General features: G+C 71.4%; 18 protein-coding genes and 1 riboswitch. Of the genes, 11 read left to right on the top strand and 7 right to left on the bottom strand.

Annotated features, from left to right (window positions below; genetic code table 11):
• Positions 1 to 26: 26 nt before the first annotated feature.
• Positions 27 to 3593, bottom strand: a complete 3567-nt coding sequence (gene mfd, locus BK819_RS04650; RefSeq protein ID WP_071328129.1) for a transcription-repair coupling factor — start codon at positions 3591 to 3593, stop codon at positions 27 to 29.
• Positions 3594 to 3736: 143 nt separating this feature from the next.
• Here mfd and BK819_RS04645 point away from each other — a divergent pair, with 143 nt between their 5' ends.
• The 7 genes from BK819_RS04645 to BK819_RS04615 all read left to right on the top strand — a co-directional run bounded on the left by BK819_RS04645 (position 3737) and on the right by BK819_RS04615 (position 9398).
• Positions 3737 to 4300, top strand: a complete 564-nt coding sequence (locus tag BK819_RS04645) for a GNAT family N-acetyltransferase (protein ID WP_071328128.1) — start codon at positions 3737 to 3739, stop codon at positions 4298 to 4300.
• A 50-nt stretch (positions 4301 to 4350) separates the two neighbouring features.
• Positions 4351 to 5214 carry an Fpg/Nei family DNA glycosylase gene (locus BK819_RS04640; protein ID WP_071328127.1) on the top strand — a complete coding sequence of 288 codons (864 nt, stop codon included), beginning with the start codon at positions 4351 to 4353 and terminating at the stop codon, positions 5212 to 5214.
• Positions 5215 to 5282: 68 nt separating this feature from the next.
• Positions 5283 to 5427: riboswitch (FMN riboswitch) on the top strand.
• A 64-nt stretch (positions 5428 to 5491) separates the two neighbouring features.
• Positions 5492 to 6550, top strand: a complete 1059-nt coding sequence (ribD, locus tag BK819_RS04635) for a bifunctional diaminohydroxyphosphoribosylaminopyrimidine deaminase/5-amino-6-(5-phosphoribosylamino)uracil reductase RibD (protein WP_071328126.1) — start codon at positions 5492 to 5494, stop codon at positions 6548 to 6550.
• Positions 6550 to 7218, top strand: coding sequence for a riboflavin synthase (locus BK819_RS04630; protein WP_071328125.1), 669 nt, complete (start codon positions 6550 to 6552; stop codon positions 7216 to 7218). Before ribD ends, BK819_RS04630 begins: the two co-directional genes overlap by 1 nt.
• Positions 7215 to 8483 (top strand): bifunctional 3,4-dihydroxy-2-butanone-4-phosphate synthase/GTP cyclohydrolase II, encoded by a 1269-nt coding sequence (locus BK819_RS04625; protein WP_071328124.1) that lies wholly within the window; start codon positions 7215 to 7217, stop codon positions 8481 to 8483. Before BK819_RS04630 ends, BK819_RS04625 begins: the two co-directional genes overlap by 4 nt.
• The gene (gene ribH / locus BK819_RS04620; RefSeq protein WP_025103903.1) at positions 8480 to 8953 is read left to right on the top strand and encodes a 6,7-dimethyl-8-ribityllumazine synthase; all 474 of its coding nucleotides are present in this window, start codon (positions 8480 to 8482) and stop codon (positions 8951 to 8953) included. Before BK819_RS04625 ends, ribH begins: the two co-directional genes overlap by 4 nt.
• 85 nt (positions 8954 to 9038) lie before the next feature.
• Entirely contained in the window at positions 9039 to 9398 is a 360-nt protein-coding gene (locus BK819_RS04615) for a Fe-S protein (protein ID WP_071328707.1), read from the top strand.
• A gap of 8 nt (positions 9399 to 9406) precedes the next feature.
• Here BK819_RS04615 and BK819_RS04610 read toward each other — a convergent pair whose 3' ends face one another.
• Together BK819_RS04610 and BK819_RS04605 are read right to left on the bottom strand one after the other, a co-directional pair.
• A complete protein-coding gene (locus BK819_RS04610) occupies positions 9407 to 9910 on the bottom strand; it encodes a GAF domain-containing protein (RefSeq protein WP_071328123.1) in 504 nt (167 codons plus the stop codon).
• Positions 9907 to 10404, bottom strand: coding sequence for a metallophosphoesterase (locus tag BK819_RS04605; RefSeq protein WP_071328122.1), 498 nt, complete (start codon positions 10402 to 10404; stop codon positions 9907 to 9909). The genes BK819_RS04610 and BK819_RS04605 overlap by 4 nt, the downstream gene beginning before the upstream one ends.
• Before the next feature lie 145 nt (positions 10405 to 10549).
• On the opposite strand from BK819_RS04605, the gene BK819_RS04600 reads away from it, so the two are divergent.
• Complete coding sequence (locus BK819_RS04600; RefSeq protein WP_071328121.1) at positions 10550 to 12010, top strand: MFS transporter; 1461 nt, start codon at positions 10550 to 10552, stop codon at positions 12008 to 12010.
• Between the two features lie 72 nt (positions 12011 to 12082).
• Here BK819_RS04600 and BK819_RS04595 read toward each other — a convergent pair whose 3' ends face one another.
• Positions 12083 to 12469 (bottom strand): type II toxin-antitoxin system VapC family toxin, encoded by a 387-nt coding sequence (locus tag BK819_RS04595; protein ID WP_071328120.1) that lies wholly within the window; start codon positions 12467 to 12469, stop codon positions 12083 to 12085.
• Between the two features lie 221 nt (positions 12470 to 12690).
• On the opposite strand from BK819_RS04595, the gene BK819_RS04590 reads away from it, so the two are divergent.
• Positions 12691 to 12897, top strand: a complete 207-nt coding sequence (locus tag BK819_RS04590) for a hypothetical protein (RefSeq protein WP_060923460.1) — start codon at positions 12691 to 12693, stop codon at positions 12895 to 12897.
• A gap of 76 nt (positions 12898 to 12973) precedes the next feature.
• On the top strand, positions 12974 to 14860 hold the full coding sequence (locus tag BK819_RS04585; RefSeq protein WP_071328119.1) for an ABC transporter ATP-binding protein: 1887 nt from the start codon (positions 12974 to 12976) through the stop codon (positions 14858 to 14860).
• A 245-nt stretch (positions 14861 to 15105) separates the two neighbouring features.
• Here BK819_RS04585 and BK819_RS04580 read toward each other — a convergent pair whose 3' ends face one another.
• Positions 15106 to 16968, bottom strand: a complete 1863-nt coding sequence (locus BK819_RS04580; RefSeq protein ID WP_071328118.1) for a phosphoenolpyruvate carboxykinase (GTP) — start codon at positions 16966 to 16968, stop codon at positions 15106 to 15108.
• A 109-nt stretch (positions 16969 to 17077) separates the two neighbouring features.
• Here BK819_RS04580 and BK819_RS04575 point away from each other — a divergent pair, with 109 nt between their 5' ends.
• Positions 17078 to 18520 carry an XRE family transcriptional regulator gene (locus BK819_RS04575; protein ID WP_071328117.1) on the top strand — a complete coding sequence of 481 codons (1443 nt, stop codon included), beginning with the start codon at positions 17078 to 17080 and terminating at the stop codon, positions 18518 to 18520.
• A gap of 91 nt (positions 18521 to 18611) precedes the next feature.
• Here BK819_RS04575 and BK819_RS04570 read toward each other — a convergent pair whose 3' ends face one another.
• Positions 18612 to 19655, bottom strand: coding sequence for a winged helix DNA-binding domain-containing protein (locus tag BK819_RS04570; protein ID WP_071328706.1), 1044 nt, complete (start codon positions 19653 to 19655; stop codon positions 18612 to 18614).
• A gap of 98 nt (positions 19656 to 19753) precedes the next feature.
• Positions 19754 to 21196, bottom strand: coding sequence for a glyceraldehyde-3-phosphate dehydrogenase (locus BK819_RS04565; protein ID WP_071328116.1), 1443 nt, complete (start codon positions 21194 to 21196; stop codon positions 19754 to 19756).
• Between the last annotated feature and the right edge of the window lie 57 nt (positions 21197 to 21253).

The following is a 21253-nucleotide window of genomic DNA, read 5'->3' as shown; positions in this document are numbered from 1 at the left end:
CGACTTCGGAGATCATCACCACCGGGTCATTCGGGCTTGGCGGGCTCGGGGAAGATGGCGGTGAACAGCTGGTCGACCCAGGCGAGCAGCTCCGCGTCGGGCAGCGGCTCCACGCCCACGCCGACCGCCGTGGGCACCGTGGGCATCGGCACGACGAGAGCCTCCCCGCCGGAGACGAGCTTCGCCTTCGGATACAGCCGCTGCAGCCGGACCTTGATCGAGTCCTCGAGGCGGGCGGGCGCGAGGCGCAGGTTCGACCCCATGGCCACGACGTCGGTGAGCCCGGCCCTGGCCGCCCGGCGCCGCAGTCGCGCGATCGAAACGAGTCCGGTGACCTCCTCCGGCGGCGTGCCGTACCGGTCGACGAGCTCCTCCACCACGAGGTCGATGGCGTCGTCCTTCGCGGTCGCGGCCGAGGCGGCGGAGAGCTTCTGGTAGGCCTCGAGCCGGAGGCGCTCGCTGTCGATGTAGTCCTCGGGGATGCGGGCGTCGAGCGGCAGCTCGAGCCGGAGCTCCTGCCCGGTCTCGACCTCCTCGCCGCGGAAGGTCGCGACGGCCTCGCCGATCATGCGCAGATACAGGTCGAAGCCGACCCCGGCGATGTGCCCGGCCTGTTCAGCGCCGAGGAGGTTTCCGGCACCGCGCAGCTCGAGGTCCTTGAGGGCGACCTGCATACCGGAACCGAGGTCGTTGTTGACCGCGATGGTCTGCAGCCGGTCGGCCGCGGTCTCGCTCAGCGGCTTCATGTCGTCGTAGAGGAAGTACGCGTAGGCGCGCTCGCGTCCGCGGCCCACGCGTCCGCGGAGCTGGTGGAGCTGGCTGAGGCCGTACTTGTCGGCGCGGTCGATGATGATCGTGTTCGCGTTGGAGATGTCGAGGCCGGTCTCGATGATCGTGGTCGAGACCAGGACGTCGAACTTGCGCTCCCAGAAGTCGTCGACGACCTGCTCCAGCGCGTGCTCCCCCATCTGGCCGTGCGCCACGGCGATCCGCGCCTCGGGGACCAGCTCGGCGAGCTCGGCCGCGACCCGCTGGATCGACTGCACGCGGTTGTGCACGAAGAAGACCTGCCCCTCGCGGAGGATCTCGCGACGGATGGCGGCGGCGATCTGCTTGTCGCTGCGGGGTCCGACGAACGAGAGGATCGGGTGCCGGTCCTCCGGGGGCGTGGCGAGCGTCGACATCTCGCGGATGCCGGTGACCGCCATCTCCAGGGTGCGCGGGATCGGGGTGGCGCTCATGGCGAGGATGTCGACGTTGGTCTTCATCTTCTTCAGCGCGTCCTTGTGCTCGACCCCGAAGCGCTGCTCCTCGTCGATGATCATGAGGCCGAGGTCCTTGAACAGCACCTGGTCCGTGAGGATGCGGTGCGTGCCGATCACCATGTCCACCGAGCCGTCGAGGAGGCCCTGCAGCGTGAGCCGCGCCTCCTTGTCGGTCTGAAACCGCGACAGCGGCCGCACCTTGACCGGGAACCCGGCGAAGCGCTCGGTGAACGTCTCGAGGTGCTGCTTGACGAGCAGGGTCGTCGGCACGAGCATCGCCACCTGCTTGCCGTCCTGGATGGCCTTGAACGCCGCGCGGACGGCGACCTCGGTCTTGCCGAAGCCGACGTCGCCGGAGAGCAGCCGGTCCATCGGGATCGGCCGCTCCATGTCGGCCTTGATCTCGTCGATGGTCTGCAGCTGGTCCTGCGTCTCCGCGAACGGGAACGCCTCCTCCAGCTCACGCTGCCAGGGGGTGTCCGGGCCGAAGGCGTACCCCTTCGCGCTCATCCGGGCGGAGTAGAGCTTGACGAGCTCGACGGCGATGTCGCGGACCGCCTTGCGCGCCTTGCCCTTGGCCTGCGCCCAGTCGCTGCCGCCCATCTTCGACAGGGTCGGGGCCTCGCCGCCGACGTACTTCGACAGGAGGTCGAGCTGGTCGGTGGGCACGTACAGCTTGTCCCCGGGGTAGCCGCGCTTCGACGGCGCATACTCCAGCACGAGGTAGTCGCGGACGGACTTCGCGGCGTTGCGGCCGCCGGTGGAGACCTCGCGCTGGGTCATCTCGACGAACCGGCCGATGCCGTGCGTCGCATGCACGACGAAGTCGCCCTGCTTGAGCTGCAGCGGGTCGACGACGTTCTTCCGCCGGGAGGCGAGCTTCTTGACGACGCGCTGGTCGCCGCCGATCGTGCGGCCGTAGAACTCGTTGTCGGTGAGGACGGCGAGCTTCGCCTCCGGCACCTGGAAGCCGGCCTCGACGCCGCCGACGGTGAGGGTCGCGACCCCCGCGTCCGGCGCGTCCGCGATGGTCTCGACGACCCGGGCCGCGATGCCGCGGTCGGACAGCACGTCGCGGGCGCGGTCGACGAGGCCGTGTCCGGTCGCGAGCACGACCACCCTCCAGCCCTCGGCGACCTTCGCGTCGACGAAGGCGATCGCGCCGTCGACGTTGCCGTGGAAGGAGGGGATGACGGTGGCCGCCTCGACGCTCTCCACGGTCGCGTCGCCGATCCCGAACGGGCTCAGGCGCCACCACACGCCGCCGCGGTCGCGGACGACCTCGCGCAGGTCGGCGATGGTGAGGAAGTCGCCGGCGCCGAGGTCGATGGGGGCCGAGGCCCCAGAGGTCGCCGCGCTCCAGGCGGCGTCGAGGAACTCGCGGTTCGTCTCGCCGAGGGTGAGGGCGCGGGCGGTCGAGCGCTCCGGGTCGATGACGGCGGTCGCCGTGCCCTCGGGCAGGTACTCGACGAGCGACTTGAGCGGGCCGGCGACCGCGGGCAGCAGCGACTCCATGCCCTCGACCGGGATGCCCTCGGCCATCTTCTCGAGCATGCCGCTGATGGCGGGGAAGCCCCCGATCAACGCCCTGGCGCGCTCCCGCACCTCGGCCGTGAGCAGGAGCTCGCGGCTGGGCGGGAGGTCGACGCGCGGCACGTCGCCGGGGAGCGAGCGCTGGTCCGCCACGGAGAACGCGCGGATCTGATCGATCTCGTCTCCGAAGAACTCCACGCGGTACGGGTGCTCCGACGTGGGAGGGAAGACGTCGAGGATGCCGCCGCGGACCGCGAACTCGCCTCGTCGCGACACCATGTCGACGCGGGAGTAGGCCCGTTCGACGAGCTGCTCGGCGACGTGGTCGAGCTCGTTGCCGCGGCTGCCCACCGTCAGCTCCAGCGGCACGATGTCGCCGAGGTTCCCAGCGATGGGCTGGAGCGCGGCGCGCACGGAGGCCACCACCACGAGAGGGCGCTCCCCGGACCATTCGGCGACGCGCCGCAGGGTCTGCAGTCGCAGGCCGACCGTGTCCGGACTCGGGCTGAGGCGCTCGTGCGGCAGCGTCTCCCAGGCGGGGAAGGTGAGCACCTCGGCGTCCGGGACGTACGTCTCCAGGGCCTGCGCCACCGATTCCGCCCGGCGCCCCGTTGGCACGACGGCCAGCAGCGCCGCCGGGTGGCCGGCCGCCGCGCGTTGGGCGAGCAGGCCGGCGAGCACGGGCGCGTCGAGCCCGTCGACCAGGCCGAGGTCGGCGTCGGTGTGCGCCCAGGCGAGAGCGTCACGATACAGAGACGCCTCTTCCAAGGCGCGCAGAATCCCCGGAACAGTCACCGGACAAGCCTAATCGCGCCCACGGACACTGCGGTCGGCTTCCTCCCCTCCCACCCCTTTCCGTGCCTCCCACCCCGTTACGGACGCGCGGAAGGGGCCGGGGCGAACCGAAGGGGCCGGGTCGAGCGTCTTAGGCTGGAGGGATGCTTCCGGTCACCCTCACCACCGCACGACTCGTCCTCCATGCCCCGACGGAGGCGGATGTCGACGCGATCACCGAGGCCTGCCAGGACCCGGAGATCGCGCGGTGGACGACGGTGCCCTCCCCCTACTTCCGGCAGGACGCGGAGGACTTCGTCGCCCTCGTCGAGCAGTGGTGGGAGGACGGCTCGCAGACCGTCTGGGGCGTCTACGCCGACGGCGCGCTCGTGGGCATGGTGGGGCTCCACCACATCGTCGAGCACGCGGCCGGCGGCCACGCCGAGCTCGGCTACTGGGTCGTCGCCGATGCCCGCGGCCGCGGCTACCTCGTCGAGGCCGCGCGGGCCGTGCTCGACTGGGGCTTCGCGGAGCTCGGCCTCGCCCGCATCCGCTGGCAGGCCGTCGTGGGCAACATCCCCTCCGCCCGCGCGGCCCGCGCCCTCGGCTTCCGCTTCGAGGGCACCATGCGTCAGGGACTCACCAGCCAGCGCGGACGGGACGACGGCTGGCTCGCCGGGCTGCTGCGCGACGACGACCGGACGCCGGTCGAGTGGCCGGTGCTCTGAACGGACGACCGACGCGTGACAGCGTCGGACCCCGGTGACAGGATGGCTGCATGCCTGAGATGCCGGAGGTCGAAGGACTCGTCGCGTTCCTCGGCGAGCGCACCACCGGACGCACGATCACCCGTGCCTCCGTGGCCGCGATCGCCGCGCTGAAGACCTACGACCCGCCGATCTCGGCGCTGGAAGGCGCGGCGATCACCGGGGCGGAGCGTCGCGGCAAGTTCGTGGTGCTCTCCTGCGGGTCCGAGCTGCACCTCGTCTTCCACCTGGCGAAGGCCGGATGGCTGCGCTGGTACGACACCCTGCCGACCACGCTCCTCAAGCCGGGCAAGTCGCCCATCGCGCTGCGGATCGCTCTCGACGACGGCAGCGGCTTCGACCTGACCGAGGCCGGGACGAAGAAGTCGCTGGCCGTGTACGTGGTCCGCGACCCCGCCGAGGTGCCCGGCATCGCGCGGCTCGGCCCCGACCCGCTCGATCCGTCCTTCACGCGCGACGCCTTCGCCGCGCTGCTGGACGACCGGCGGATGCAGATCAAGGGTCTGCTGCGCGACCAGGGCGTGATCGCGGGCATCGGCAACGCCTACTCGGACGAGATCCTGCACGCGGCCCGCATGTCGCCGTATGCGATCGCCGGCACGCTGGACGACGCCGAGATCGACCGCCTGTTCGCGGCGATGCAGGAGACCCTCGCCGAGGCCGTCGCGGCCGCCGCGGGCAAACCTCCGGCTGACCTCAAGGACGCCAAGCGCCGCGGCATGCGGGTGCACGCCCGCCGGGGCGAGGCGTGTCCGGTCTGCGGCGATGAGGTGCGCAGCGTCTTCTTCGCGGACCGCTCCCTGGAGTACTGCCCCACCTGTCAGACCGGCGGCAAGGTGCTCGCCGACCGGCGGCTCTCCCGCCTGCTCAAGTGAGGGGCGGGGACCGCCCCCCTGCCACGGAATGAAACGGGCGCGGACGCGTTGAGTACACTCAGAGCAGCAACGTGCTCCGGGGTCGGTGGGAATCCGAACCGGCGGTGACAGTCCGCGAGCGTTCCGAGTGATCGGGATGCCGATCCGGTGGAATTCCGGAACCGACGGTGATGCGAGGGACACCTCGCTAGTCCGGAAGGGAGGCAGCACGAGGCGCACGCGCGTGCGTCCGTTCCGCCACCCTGCAGCGACCCCGAGGCCGCAGAGAGGACGACGGATGGCAGTGACCGCGACAGAGCGCCGCGCGATGGATCGCGCGCTCGCCCTCGCGACCCGAGGCCCCCGCGGAGTCAATCCGCAGGTGGGCGCCGTGCTCCTCTCCCCCGACGGCGAGGTGCTGGCCGAGGGCTGGCACCGGGGCTCCGGCACTCCGCACGCCGAGGTCGACGCGCTGTCGAAGCTCGCCCCTGGCGCTGCACGCGGCGCGACCGCGGTCGTCACCCTCGAACCGTGCAACCACACCGGTCGCACCGGTCCGTGCGCGCTCGCGCTCATCGAGGCCGGGGTGGCCAGGGTCGTCTACGCCCTCGACGACCCGGGTGAGGTCTCCGGCGGCGGCGCAGAGCGGCTGCGCGCCGCGGGCGTCAGCGTCGAAGCCAGGGAACGGGCCGAGGAGGCGCGGGCGCTGATCGGCGACTGGCTCTTCGCGGCGCGGCGCGGCCGTCCGCACGTCACCGTGAAGTGGGCGCAGAGCCTCGACGGCAGGGCCGCGGCGGACGACGGCACCAGCCAGTGGATCACCGGTCCGGAGGCGCGTGCCGACGTGCACCGGCGACGCGCCGAGGCCGACGCCATCGCCGTGGGCACCGGCACCGTGCTCGCCGACGACCCTGCGCTCACCGCCCGCGCCGGCGACGAGCTCCTCCCGCATCAGCCCGTCCCGGTCGTGATCGGCGCCCGGCCCACCCCTGCGGATGCGGCGGTGCACCGCCATCCGCACACGCCGTTGTTCTTCGACACGCACGACCTGTCGGCGGTCCTCGCCGCGCTGCACGCGCGCGGCATCCAGACGCTGTTCGTGGAGGGCGGCCCGACGCTCGCCAGCGCGTTCCTCGCCGCCGGACTCGCGGACCGTGTGCTCGCCTACGTCGCCCCGGTCCTCCTGGGCGGGAGCCGCCTGGCCGTGACCGACATCGGTGTCCGTTCGATCGACCAGGCACGTCGCCTCGTCGTGGACGAGTGGCTGCCGTTGGGCGCAGACCTGCTCGCGATCGCGCATCCTGCGGACGCGGACGACCCGGACCACACGGGCCCGGAGAAGGAGGGAAGCCTCTGATGTTCACCGGAATCATCGAGGAGATCGGCGAGATCACCGCCATCGCCGAGGCGGGCGACGGCTGGCGGCTCACGGTCCGCGCCCCGAAGGCGGCCGCCGACGCCGTGCACGGGGAGTCGATCGCGGTCTCCGGCGTCTGCCTGACCGTCGTCGGCTCCACCGCGGAGACCTTCGACGCCGACGTCATGAAGCAGACGCTCGACGTCGCGGCCCTCGGCACGGCGACCGTCGGCACGAGAGTCAACATCGAGAAGGCGATGCCCGTCGGTGCGCGGCTCGGCGGGCATATCGTGCAGGGCCACGTCGACGGGACCGGTGTCGTGCTCGAGGTGCGCCCGGGCGCGGAGTGGAGCGTGCTCCGCATCAGCCTTCCGGACGACCTCGCGCCGCTCGTCGTCGACAAGGGCTCCATCTCGGTCGACGGCACTTCGCTGACCGTGAGCGCGGTGAGCCCTGCGACCCCTTCGACAGGCTCAGGGACCCCGGACGGCTCAGGGTCCCGGGGCGGGCACTGGTTCGAGGTGTCGCTCATCCCGGAGACCCTGGCGGCGACCACCCTCGGCACCCGCGCGGTCGGCGACCGCGTGAACCTGGAGACCGACATCCTCGCGCGGCACGTCGAGCGGCTGCTCGCGTTCCGCGCCGCACCGGAAGGGGGCTCGCGATGAGCCTGGCAACCATCCCCGAGGCCCTGGAGGCGCTGCGCGCCGGCCGGCCCGTGCTCGTGGCCGACGACGAGAACCGCGAGAACGAGGGGGACGTCGTCCTCTCCGCCGAGCTCGCCACCCCCGAATGGGTGGCGTGGACGGTGCGCTGGTCGTCCGGCTTCCTCTGCGCGCCGATGCCCACCGACCTCGCGGACAGCCTCAACCTCCCGCCGATGGTCGCGGCCAGCGAGGACGCCCGCTCCACCGCCTACACCGTGAGCGTCGACGCCGCGGAGGGCGTGACGACCGGGATCAGCGCGAGCGACCGCGCCCGCACCCTCACCGTGCTCGCGAACCCCGACTCGACCCCTGCGAGCCTCATCCGCCCCGGCCACGTGCTGCCGCTGCGGGCCGTCGACGGCGGCGTTCGCGAGCGGAGCGGCCACACCGAGGCCGCGGTCGAGCTCATGAAGCTCGCCGGCCTCCGGCCCGTCGGCGCCATCGCCGAGGTCGTCGCCGAGGACGGCAGCATGATGCGGCTTCCCGGGCTCCTCGAACTGGGCGCCCGCGACGGTGTGCCGGTCATCACGATCGAGCAGCTCATCGCGCATCTCAACGAGATCGACCCGGACGGAGCGACACCGGCCGCCCAGCGCGGACGCCGCGTGAGCCTCCGTGCCGACGCCACCGTGCCCACCGACCACGGCAGGTTCCGCTTCCTCGCCTACAAGGACCGCGTCACCGGCACCGACCACATCGCGGTCGTGTCCGGCGAGCCGACCGAGACCGCGCTCGTCCGCGTGCACTCCGAGTGCCTGACCGGCGAGGCATTCGGCTCCCAGAAGTGCGAGTGCGGGCCACAGCTCGACGCCGCGCTGGACGCGATCGACCGCGAGGGCGGCATCGTCATCTACATGCGCGGGCACGAGGGTCGGGGCATCGGGCTCATCAACAAACTGCGCGCCTACAGCCTGCAGGAGGACGGCCTGGACACCGTCGACGCGAACCTGGCGCTGGGCCTCCCGGCGGACGCCCGCGACTACGCGGCAGCGGCCGGGATCCTCACCGACCTCGGCGTCTCGAAGGTCCGGCTGCTCACCAACAACACCGACAAGGTGAACAAGCTGCGCGAGCTCGGCCTCGACGTCGTCGAGCAGGTGCCGCTGATCGTGGGCGTGGGCCCGAACAACCATCAGTATCTGGAGACCAAGCGCGACCGCATGGGCCACATCATCGGCGAGGCAGAGCTCGCCGAGGCTCTCGCGGCAGGAAAGGACGAGGAATGAGCGGCGCCGGAGCACCGAAGACGGGGAACATCGACGGGCGGGGGCTGGAGGTCGTCGTGATCGCCGGCACCTGGCACGAGGTGATCTCGAACGGCCTGATCGCCGGTGCGCAGCGGGTACTCGACGAGGCGGGGGCGACGCATCGGCTCGTGCGGGTGCCCGGTTCGTTCGAGCTCGCCGTGGCCGCACAGGCCGCCTTCGCCGGCGGTGCGGACGCGGTGGTCGCCCTCGGGGTCATCATCCGTGGCGGCACGCCGCACTTCGAGTACGTCTCGGCGGCGGCGACGGACGGCCTCACCCGGGTCTCCCTCGATGCCGGTAAGCCGGTCGGGTTCGGGCTGCTCACGCTCGACGACGAGAAGCAGGGACTGGACCGCGCGGGCCTGGAGGGCTCGAAGGAGGACAAGGGCGCGGAGGCCGCGGACGCGGCGCTGCGCACCGCCCTCGTGATCCGCGAGCTGCGCGGCTGACTCCCTCCACCTCGCGCCCGATCGCGGGCGCGAGGTCAGGCGTGCCTTGGTGGCGCGGAACGCCGCACTCTCGTACGGTGAGGGCATGGAGACCCTGCGCCACATCGTGCTCTTCGTCCACCTCATCGGCTTCGCCGTGCTCTTCGGAGCTTGGGCGGCGCAGGCGTTCGGCGGCAAGCGGGTGTTCACGCGTCTGATGACCATCGGCATGACGATCGCCGCAGTCGCCGGCCTCGCCCTCGCCGCCCCGTGGGGCCTCCCCGAAGGCGTCGAGATGAACTACGCCAAGATCGGCACGAAGCTCGTCATCCTCCTCGCCATCGGCGCCCTGCTCGGGATCGGGACGGCGCGCCAGAAGCGCGACCAGGTGGTGCCGCCGGCGATCTTCTGGCTCGTGGGCATCCTCACCGCGGTCAACGCGGCCATCGCCGCGATCTGGCGCTGAGGCGCGGATCAGCGGACGCCGCGCTCCCAGAGTGCGGCTGACTGCTCCGCGGCCCCGGCCGTCCGGATGCGCTGGCCGTTGCGTCCGCCGCGGGCGAACGTGGCCGTGACGCCCGGCGGGACGTCGGCGGTTGCCACCGGGCGCGAGGACCAGGTGCAGTCGCGCACGTGCACGAGGTCTGCCGCCGCCGCCGCCGGATCGTCGTCGTAGCGCCACGGCCCCGTCAGCGTCCCGAGCCAGAAGTACCCGTCGACGTCCCGCGTCCAGACGAGGGTTCCCGTCGGAAGCGCCGCGAACCGCTCCAGCCGCCGCGCCGCTCGCTCGCCATGACGGGCATCGACGGCCGCGAGCGCCGCGGTCAGGGAGCGGGGCTCGCGGTCGAGCCGCCCGCCCATGCCGCACACCCCGCCGGCGAGCGCCCGCTCGACCGCGACCCCCGGGGCGACGGCGTCGTCGCGCGAGCGCATCGGCGCCCGGTAGGCGATCGGCCCGTCGGCTCCGTCGTCCGTCATCGGAGCGGCACCAGGGTCGCCTCGACATCGCGCCCGTCGACCACGACGTGCATCATCGTGTGCACCGGCTGCCGTCGCCGGTCGGTGGGAGAGCCCGGGTTGAGCAGGCGCAGCCCGTTCGGCGTCACGGTGTCCCAGGGGATGTGCGAGTGCCCGAAGACCAGCAGGCCGGCGTCGGGGAAGGCCAGGTCCATCCGCTTCTCGCGCCCGGTCGCGGCGCCCGTCTCATGGACGACGGCGACGGCGGTGTCCTCCACGGTGAACCGCGCGATCTCCGGCAGCACCCGGCGGATCTCGGGGCCGTCGTTGTTGCCGTGCACGCCGTGGAGCACACGCGCGCGGGCCTGGAGCAGCTCGACGGTGGCGAGATCGACCCAGTCCCCCGCGTGCACGACGACGTCGGCCTCGTCGATCGCCTGGAGCACCGCGTCCGGCAGCCGCTTCGCCCGCTTCGGGACGTGCGTGTCGGCGAGGAGCAGCATCCGCGTGGTCATGGTCCCCCTCCGGCCGGTCTTCCCCGACTCTACGCGGCGGCACCGACGCGCTCGGCACCCTCGCGTCATGAACGTCCAGCCAACTCTCAGGAAGGCGTAGACTCGCCCGAGTCCGCTGGTATACCGGCGGAGGATCGGAGACCCCTTGAGCACCGCCACCACGCCCGCGAACCCCCGCTCGCGCGTCATCACCGCGAGCCTCGTCGGCACCACCATCGAGTTCTACGACTTCTACGTCTACGCGACGGCAGCCGTGCTCGTCTTCCCCACGCTCTTCTTCCCGAGCACGAACGACACTGCGTCGCTGCTGTCGTCGTTCGCCGTCTTCGGCGCGGCGATGGTCGCCCGCCCGATCGGTGCCGTGATCTTCGGGCACTTCGGCGACAAGTTCGGGCGCAAGGCGACCCTCGTCGCATCGCTCCTCACCATGGGCATCGCGACCTTCGTGATCGGCCTCCTGCCCACCTTCCAGCAGATCGGCTGGGTCGCCCCGCTGCTCCTGCTGATCCTCCGTCTCGCCCAGGGCTTCGCGTTGGGCGGCGAGTGGTCGGGCGCGGCGCTGGTGGCCACCGAGAACGCCCCGAAGGGCAAGCGCGCCTGGTACGGCTCGTTCCCGCAGCTGGGCGCGCCGCTCGGCTTCATCATCGCGAACGGCATCTTCCTCGCCATCAACTTCGCGCTCCCCCACCCGGAGGACCCGGCGCTGAAGTCGGAGGCCTTCCTCTCCTGGGGCTGGCGCGTGCCGTTCCTGTTCTCCGCCGTCATGGTCATCATCGGCCTGTGGGTGCGGCTCCGGCTCGTCGAGTCGGACACGTTCAAGAAGGCGGAGAAGACCGGGGCCATCCGCAAGCTCCCGCTCGCGACCGTGTTCCGGCACCACTGGAAGCAGCTCATCCTCGGCACGTTCATCATGCTGGCGACCTACGTGCTGTTCTACCTGATGACGAACTTCACGCTCACCTACGGCACGAAGGCCGCCGACCTCGAGACCGCCTCGGCCGCCGCCCGTGCTGCGGCGGAAGCCACCGGAAAAGACTTCGACCCGAGCGCGTTCGCGGCGCAGTTCTACCCGGGCCTCGGCTTCGGCTACACGGACTTCGTGCTCATGCAGATCATCGGCGTCGTGTTCTTCGGCATCTTCACGCTGCTGTCCGGGCCGATCGCCGACGCGATCGGACGCCGCAAGCTGCTGCTGTGGGTCACCGGACTCATCGTCGTCTTCGGCCTGTCGTTCAACATCTTCCTGCTCCCGCAGGCGGACCCGAAGTTCACCGGGGCCCTCACCCAGGCCTTCCTCGTGTTCGGCTTCATGCTCATGGGCACGACGTTCGGGCCGATGGGGGCGCTCCTGCCGGAGCTCTTCCCGACGAACGTGCGCTACTCCGGCTCCGCGATCGCGTACAACGTGTCGTCGATCCTCGGTGCGGCCGTGGCGCCGTTCATCGCGGTGGCCCTGTGGGCGGCTGTCGGCGGCGAGCCGTGGCTCGTGGGACTGTACCTGTCGTCGATGGCGGTGCTGACGTTCATCGCGCTCATCTTCACCCCGGAGACGAAGGACCACGACTACGAGGACGACCTCGGTCTGGCCTCCGCGGTCGAGCTCTAGGCCGACCGAACGACGAAACGAACGGCTGCACTCCCGCGGGGTGCAGCCGTTCTCGTCTTCCTGGCCAGAGGCTCACAGCACCACGACGTCGCAGTACCGCCCCGCCGTCTTCGCCAGCCGGCGATCGGCCGTGAGCAGCGGGACGTCGAGGGCCTCCGCGAGCGCGACATAACCGGCGTCGTATGCGGAGACGTCACCGCGCAGCGACCAGATCCGCGGGATGAGCCGGCGCAGCGGATGGCGGGTGATCTGCAGCGCCCCGAATGCATCGAGAGCCTCGCGGGCAGCGTGTGCCGGCATCGAGGACAGCATCGTGAGTCGGCGCAGCACGGACAGGACTTCGATGTCGAGACCCGTGTGTGCATGGAACTCCTCGCCGTGCGACCAGACCTCCTCGCCGAGCAGTGCCTCGATCGCGGCCGAGGCATCGAGCGCGACCGCCTCCGACGTCCCGCTCACTCGCGCTCGTCCCGTTCGCGATCACGGGCGGTGAGGATGCTCTCACGCGTCAGGGAGACGCCGGCGGCGCGCGCCCGTGCCCGGGACGCCTTGAGAACCTGCGCATTGCTGCGGTACCGGACGAGGTCTTCCAGCTCGCGCGCGACATAGTCAACGTGCTCGTCAACGCTCCTTGACAGGGGCCCGCCGCGTCAACGAATATTGACGCGAAGGAGGTCCCCATGTCTCAACCGACCACCATCGCCGCGGCCGAGGGCGGCGAACCCCTCGCCGAGCTCCACCGCCTGGCCGCGCTGCGCAAGGAGCTCGCCCGCGCCGAAGAGGCCCAGGTCCGTCGCGCCCGCACGAGCGGCTACTCGTGGCAGGCGATCGCGAGCGCCCTCGGCGTCACGAAGCAGGCGGCACATCGGCGCTTCGGCCGCACCTGAGCCCATACAGCCGCCCCATAGGAAACGACCGTCCCCCGAGTACGGTCGAAGTACCATCTCCAGATCGAGGTCCCCCATGTCCCGCACGGCGACAGCACGCCGACGCGGACGGGGCGCACCGGCCGACGGGCCCCGCGCCACCTTCCGCCAGCTCCTGCCCTTCCTCTTCGAGCACAAGCGCACCCTCGTCGTCGTCGCCGTCCTCAGCGTGTTCGGCGCCGCGACCTCGCTCGTGCAGCCCCTCCTCGTCGGCCAGGTCATCGAAGCCGTGCAATCGGACGGCACGATCGGCGTGCTCGTGTGGCTGCTCGTCGGCTTCGTGATCGTGTCGTCGATCATCTCCGGCTTCCAGCACTATCTGCTGCAGCGCACCGGCACCGCGGTCGTGTACTCCAGCCGCCGCAAGCTCATCGCCCGCATCCTGCACCTGCCGACGTCCGAGTTCGACGCCCGGCGCACCGGCGACCTCGTCTCTCGCGTCGGGACCGACACGACGCTCCTCTACGCCGTCCTCACGCAGGGGCTCGCCGACGCGGTCGGCAACGTCGTGCTCTTCGCGGGGGCGCTCATCGCGATGCTGCTCATCGACCCGGTGCTGCTGCTGCTCATCGTCGTGGTGATCGGCGTCTCCGTCGTGGTCGTCGTCGCCCTCAGCGGCCGGATCCGCACGGCGTCCACCGCTCAGCAGGAGAAGGTCGGCGAGCTGGCCTCGGGCGTCGAGCGGGCCGTCGGCTCCATCCGCACCATCCGGGCCTCCGGCGCGACCGAGCGGGAGACCGCGGCGGTGACGGAGCGGGCCTCCGAGGCCTATGGCATCGGCGTGCGGATCGCGAAGATCTCCTCGCTCGTGGTGCCGGTCGCCGGCATCGCCCTCCAGCTCTCCCTGCTCGTCGTGCTCGGCGTGGGCGGCTTCCGCGTCGCCGCGGGAGCCATCTCGATCGCGGCCCTCATCTCGTTCGTGATGTTCCTCTTCCTGCTGGTGATGCCCCTCGCCTCGACATTCGGCGCGATCACCTCCGTCAACCAGGCCCTCGGCGCGCTCGGCCGCATCCAGGAGGTGCTCGACCTGCCCACCGAGACCCAGGACGACGCGGCCACCGCCGCCGCCCTCCCCCGCGACGAGGAGCCCGGTGCGGACGCCCCGGTCCTGGAGTTCCGCGACGTGCGCTTCCGCTACCCGGAGAACGTCGTCGCGGCCCGCCGCGCCGCCGCGCGAGAGGCGCAGACCCTGCTCGCCGACGCGCACCTGGAGCAGGCCGATGCCGCCCCCGACCCCCAGGACCACGACGTGCTCCGCGGGGTGTCCTTCGCGGTCCCCCGGGGGGCACGGGTGGCATTGGTCGGCCCCAGCGGGGCGGGGAAGAGCACCATCCTCTCCCTCATCGAGCGCTTCTACGACCCCACGGGCGGCTCCATCCGTCTGAAGGGACACGACACCCGCACCTACGCGCGCGACGAGCTCCGCGCCCACTTCGGCTACGTCGAGCAGGACGCCCCGACCCTCGCCGGCACCCTCGCCGAGAACCTGCGGCTCGCCTCCCCCGACGCCACCGATGCGGACTGCGAGCGCGTGCTCCGCGCCGTGAACCTCGGCGACGTGCTGGAGCGGAACCCCCTCGGGGTCGATGCTCCGGTCGGCGAGGACGGCGTGATGCTCTCCGGCGGCGAACGGCAGCGGCTCGCGATCGCCCGGGCGCTCCTCACGGACGCCCCGATCCTCCTGCTGGACGAGTCGACCTCGTCGCTCGACGGCGTGAACGAGCAGCGCATGCGCGAGGCCATCGACGCGGTCGCCACCGACCGCACGCTCGTCGTGATCGCGCACCGTCTGTCCACCGTCGTCGACAGCGACCTCATCGTGGTGCTGCAGGACGGCGTGGTCGTCGGACAGGGCACGCACGCCGAGCTCGTGGAGTCGACCCCGCTCTACCGCGACCTCGCCCGCCACCAGCTCCTCGCCTAACTCCCCCCTCTCCCCCCTCTGTCCACCGCCGAGACCCCGCGTTTCCGCCGAGACCCCGCCTTCCGCACGTATGCGGGGCGGGGTCTCGACGCGAAACCGGGGTCTCGGCGGAAGTGGGTGCCACGAAGGCGGGGCGTCGGAGACCACTCAGCCATGGGTTCGTCTCTGATGCCCCGCCTTCGCGGGTCTATCTCGACCCGGAGGCCGAGGGTGCCGGCTCCCCCGAACCGGCACCGGTCTGGGGGCTAGGCCTTCGCGAGGCGGTAGCGCAGCGACGCGAGCTCGGTGCGCAGAGCTGCGGGCACCCGGTCGCCGAACGTGTCGTAGAACTCCTCCGTGAGGTCGGCCTCGGCCTTCCACGCCTCGGGGTCGACCGAGAAGAGCTCGTCGAGGTCTTCCGCGGGGATGTCGAGGCCGTCGAGGTTGAGGTCCTCCACGCGCGGCAGGCGTCCGATGGGGCTGTCCACCGCCGGCACGTCGCCGGCCACGCGGCGGATGATCCAGTCGACGACGCGGGAGTTGTCGCCGAAGCCGGGCCAGAGGAACCGGCCGTCCGCACCACGGCGGAACCAGTTCACCTGGAAGATGCGCGGCGCACGGTCGAACCGCAGGCCGCGACCGACCTTGAGCCAGTGACCGAAGTAGTCGGCCATGTTGTAGCCGCAGAACGGCAGCATCGCGAAGGGGTCGCGGCGCAGCTCGCCGAGCGTGCCCTCGGCCGCCGCCGTGCGCTCGGAGGAGATGTTCGAGCCCAGGAACACGCCGTGGGTCCAGTCGGTGGCCTCGACCACGAGCGGCACGTTGCTCGCGCGGCGCCCGCCGAACAGGATGACGTCGAGCGGCACGGCCTCCTCCCAGTCTTCGGAGATCTGCGGGCACTGGGCCGCCGACACCGTGAAGCGCGAGTTGGGGTGCGCCGCGGGACGGCCGGAGTCGGGCGTCCAGTCGTTGCCCTCCCAGTCGACGAGGCTCGCGGGCGCCTCGTCGGTCAGGCCCTCCCACCACACGTCGCCGTCGGGGCGGAGCGCGACGTTGGTGAAGATCGTGTTGCCCCACAGCGTCTCGACCGCGGTGACGTTGGTCGACTCACCCGTGCCGGGCGCGACGCCGAAGAAGCCGGCCTCCGGGTTGATCGCCCAGAGCCGTCCGTCCTCGCCGGGACGGATCCAGGCGATGTCGTCGCCGAGGGTCTCGACCTTCCACCCCGGGATCGTCGGGCGGAGCATCGCGAGGTTCGTCTTGCCGCAGGCCGACGGGAACGCGGCGGCCACGTGGTACGCCTTGCCCTGCGGGTCGATCACGCGGATGAGGAGCATGTGCTCGGCGAGCCAGCCCTCGTCCCGGGCGATCACCGACGCGATGCGCAGCGCGAAGCACTTCTTCGCGAGGATCGCATTGCCGCCGTAGCCCGAGCCGTACGAGTAGACCTCGAGCGTCTCGGGGAAGTGCACGATGTACTTGTCGTCGTTGCAGGGCCACTCGACGTCCGGCTCGCCCGCCTCCAGCGGAGCGCCGACGGAGTGCACCGTCTTGACCCAGGGCGCGCCCTCGGCGATCTGGCGGGTGACCTCGTCCCCCACGCGGGTCATGATGCCGATCGACGCGACCGCGTAGGCGCTGTCGGTGATCTGCACGCCGATGTGCGACAGTGGTCCGCCGACGCGACCCATCGAGAACGGCACGACGTACATCGTGCGGCCGCGCATCGAGCCCTCGAAGATCTCGTCCATCTTCGCGTGCATCTCGGCGGGGTCGGCCCAGTTGTTGGTGGGGCCGGCGTCCTCCTCGCGCTCCGAGGCGATGAAGGTGCGGGCCTCGGTGCGGGCGACGTCGCTGGGGTGCGAGCGCGCCAGGTACGAGCCGGGACGCCACTCGGGGTTCAGCTTGATGAGCTTGCCCTCATCGACGAGTCCGCGCAGCAGCCAGTCGTTCTCGGCGCGCGAACCGTCCACCCAGTGCACGGCGTCCGGCTGCGTCAGCGCGCGGATCTCCTCGACCCAGGCGGCGAGCTCCGCCATCGCGGGGGTGTCGTAGGAGGGAGCGGTGCCGAACGTGCGCGTCGGGGCGACAGGGGACGTGCGAGGGGTGAGAACTTCGGCCATGGCCATGACTGCTCCTTCGAAGTGTGGGGCGTTGCTTCCATCTTCTTCGCCCTTGACTCGGACTTTCGGCTAAATCGAGCGGTAAGAATCGCGGTTCTTTCGCTAGACTCAAACTATGGCGTCCTCCGGCATCCACCTCACGACCCTCGGCCACCGCATCCGGCACCGCCGCCTGGAGAAGGGCTACACGCTCGACGAGCTGGGAGCCCTCGTCGGGGTCGCCGGCTCCCAGCTCAGCCTCATCGAGAACGGCAAGCGCGAGCCCAAGCTGTCGCTCCTCCAGGCGATCGCGCAGGCCACCGGCACGGAGGTGACCGATCTCATCTCCGGCGAGCCGCCGAACCGCCGCGCGGCCCTGGAGATCGAGCTGGAGCGGGCGCAGGAGAGTCCGGTGTTCCGTCAGCTCGGGGTCTCTCCCGTCCGCGTCACGAAGGGCATGAGCGACGAGACCATCGAGTCGATCCTCGGGCTGCACCGCGAGCTGCAGCGCCGCGAGCGCGAGGCCATCGCGACCCCGGAGGAGGCCCGTCGCGCCAACACGGAGCTGCGCCTGCGGATGCGCGCGCAGAACAACTACCTCCCGGACATCGAGAAGCTCGCGGAGAAGCAGCTCAAGGCGGCCGGCCATTCGCAGGGCGCCCTGACCCACCGCACGGTGAGCATCATGGCCGAGAAGCTCGGCTTCGAGCTCATCTACGTCAACGATCTGCCGCACTCGACGCGCTCGGTCACGGACCTCGAGAACGGCCGCATCTACCTGCCCCCGGCGTCCATCCCCGGCGGACACGGCCTGCGGTCCATGGCGCTGCAGGCGATGGCGCACCGTCTGCTCGGGCACACGCCGCCGACCGACTACGCCGACTTCCTGCAGCAGCGCCTGGAGATCAACTACTTCGCGGCGTGCTGCCTGATGCCGGAGACCGCCGCGGTGGCCTTCCTGCAGCAGGCGAAGAAGGATCGCAACCTCGCGGTGGAGGACTTCCGCGACGGCTTCGGCGTGACGCACGAGGCCGCCGGCATGCGCATGACCAACCTCCTCACGCAGCACCTCGGCATGTCGCTGCACTTCCTGCGCGTCGACTCGACCGGCGCCATCACGCGGGTCTACGAGAACGACGACCTGCCCCTGCCGATGGACGTGACGGGAGCGGTGGAGGGACAGCGGGTGTGCCGGAAGTTCCAGGCTCGCTCCGCCTTCACGGAGCAGAACCGCACCGTCGAGCACCACCAGTACACGGACACCCCGTCCGGCACATTCTGGTGCTCCACGCAGACCGGCTCGTCGAGCGAGGGCGAGTTCTCCGTCACGGTCGGCGTGCCGTTCGACGACGCCCGGTGGTGGCGGGGACGCGAGACGAACGACAGGGCCGTGTCGACCTGCCCCGACGAGGCGTGCTGCCGTCGTCCGTCGGCCGAGCTCACGGAGCGCTGGAAGGGCCGGGCGTGGCCGAGCGCCCGCGTGCACACCCACATGTTCTCGCCGCTCCCCCGCGGCATGTTCCCCGGCGTGGACGACAACGAGGTCTACAACTTCCTGGGCCGCCACGCGAGTGAGTGACGCGCCGATCCACCCCCTTACGTGCGCCCCGGCCCGTTACGCGCGGGCGTAGGGGGCCGGGAGGCGCGGAAAGGGGTGGGTCGACGACAGGTCAAGCGAGGAAGGCGGCGAACCGGGCTAGGGCGGCGGGGACGGCGGCGGGATCTTCGGGGGGCTCGAAGAGCGTGGGAGGGGTGGTGTGGGCGGCGGCGGCGTGGGTCCAGCAGCCGATCACGCGGCCGTTCTCCACCACGGTCGCCCTCACCATCCCGTTCTTCCCCGGTCCGACGACGGGGAGGTGCTCCGGAGCGCAGACGACGGTGCGGTCGGCGTAGGAGATGTAGTACTCGTCGAAGGCTCCGAGGGCGAACACGGACGGACGGCCCGCCGCGCGCCGGGGCGGGGTGCGGCCGACGAAGACCCCGTCCTCGACCTCGCTCACCCGGGTCGCCGCGCGCTCCGCCGCCTCCCGAGACCGCCCGAGCGTCAGCCCCGACCACCACGCGAAGTCTGCGACCCCCGCGGGCCCGTGACCCTCGACGTAGCGGACGAACAGCTCGGCCAGCGAGTCCTCCGGGCGGGCGTGATCGCGGATGTGGTCCGCCGCGAGCACGAACCGCTGCTCCCGCGTGATGCCCTCCCGCGGCACGACCGGCCCCTGCACGAGCACGCCGGAGACCGTCAGCGCGAACAGCAGGTGGATGCCGCGCTGCCCTGAGGGGTCGATGCCGATGCCCTCGAGCACCGGGAAGATCTCGCCCCTGGTGAGGCCGCCGTCGCGGAGCCGCGGCGTGAGCTCCCGGACGACCGCGTCGATCATGGCGTCGTCGATGCCGAGCTGCCGCTGTCGGGAGGCCGCCTGCTGTTGCTGTCGTGCGGCCGTGACCTCCAGCACCCAGCCGAGGTCGCGCGCGGGGATCGTGTGCAGCGTCCCCCGCATGGTCCAGGCCCGGACGAGGTCCCCACGGTCGAACGCGGCGTCAATGTCACGAAGCCGTACATCGCCCTTCGTCCGCACGGCCAGCGCCCACCGTCCGGCCGTGAAATCCTGGCTCTGTACCGCGAGCAGCCGCGCCGCCGCTCCCGCCACGTCCGCCGCCGGCGCGGTCAGCCCCTGCCACCGCAGCCGCTCCTCCCGCCACTGTGAGGTCTTCATGCCCCTCATCATGCCGCGACCCATCCCCTTTCGTGCGCCCCGGCCCGTTGCGTGCGCGCGCAGGGGGCCGGGTCGAGCGGAAGGGGGTGGGTCGGGAGTCAGAGGGTGACTTCGCGGCGGGTGGGGAGGACGACGGGGTGCGACCCCGCCATGGTCTCCAGCACCCGGATCACCTGGCAGGAGTAGCCGAACTCGTTGTCGTACCAGACGTAGAGGATGAGGGTGTCCTCGTCGGCGATCGTGGCCAGGCCGTCGACGATGCCCGCGCGGTGCGAGCCGACGAAGTCCGTGGAGACCACCTCGGGGCTCTCCACGTAGTCGATCTGCTGCCGGAGCTTCGAGTGCAGCGACACCCGGCGCAGGTAGTCGTTGACCTGGTCCTTGGTGGCGGGGCGCTCCAGCGTGAGGTGCAGCACCGCGAGTGAGACGTCCGGCGTGGGGACGCGGATCGCGCTGCCCGTGAGCTTGCCCTCCAGCTGCGGCAGGGCCTTGGCCACGGCCTTCGCCGCCCCGGTCTCGGTGATGACCATGTTCAGCACGGCGGAGCGTCCGCGGCGGTCGCCCTTGTGGAAGTTGTCGATGAGGTTCTGGTCGTTCGTGAACGAGTGCACGGTCTCGACGTGGCCCTTCACCACACCGAACGCCTCGTCGATCGCGGCGAGCACCGGGGTGATGGCGTTGGTCGTGCACGACGCCGCCGAGACGATGCGGTCCTCGTCGGTGATCGTGTCGTCGTTGATGCCCTGCACGATGTTCTTCAGCGGGCCCTTGCCGGGCGCGGTCAGCAGCACGCGGGCGACGCCCTTCGCGCGGAGGTGCTGGGAGAGCCCCGCCTCGTCACGCCAGCGGCCGGTGTTGTCGACGACGATCGCGTCGTCGATGCCGTAGGCCGTGTAGTCGACGGCGGCCGGGTCGTCGGAGTAGATGACCTGGATGCGCGTGCCGTTGGCGATGATCTGCTCGGCGTCCTCGTCCACCGTGACCGAGCCCGCGAAGCGGCCGTGCACCGAGTCGCGCAGCAGCAGCGACGCGCGCTTGACGAGGTCGTTCTCGGAGCCGCGGCGCACGACGATGGCGCGGAGCCGGAGCCCGCTCCCGCCGCCGGTGTGCGCGATGAGGATGCGGGCCAGCAGGCGGCCGATGCGGCCGAAGCCGTAGAGCACGACGTCGGTCGGCGGTGCCGGGACCGCGCCGACGGCCGGGGCCAGGGTCTCGGCCAGGTACTCCTCGAGCGGGCGGCCGCTCTCCGCGTGCCCTTCCACGAGGCGGGCCACGTCGATCGACGAGGCTCCGGGGGCCAGGGCGTGGATGCCCTCGAGCACCGCCAGGCTGTCCTCGACCGCCAGGCGCTCGTGTCCGAGCTGGGCCACGCGCTCGTGCACCTCGACGAGGCCGGTGGCCGAGAGGCCGAGCAGGCGATGACCGTGCAACGAGGTGACCACGTCGCGCTCGCGCTTGAGAGCCCCGATGAGCGGGATCATCCGCTCCGCCAGCTCTTCGCTCGCCGTCCATTCGTCGCGGTGTGCCGCGGAATCGTTCATCTGCGTCCTTGCATGTGTGAGCGCGCGCCGAGGTCGCCGGCGCGCATGAGGTTGCCG

The sequence above is a fragment of the Microbacterium sp. LCT-H2 genome (assembly GCF_001866135.1).
In the GTDB taxonomy this organism is placed as follows: domain Bacteria; phylum Actinomycetota; class Actinomycetes; order Actinomycetales; family Microbacteriaceae; genus Microbacterium.
This window is presented reverse-complemented; position numbering and strand designations above follow the sequence as displayed.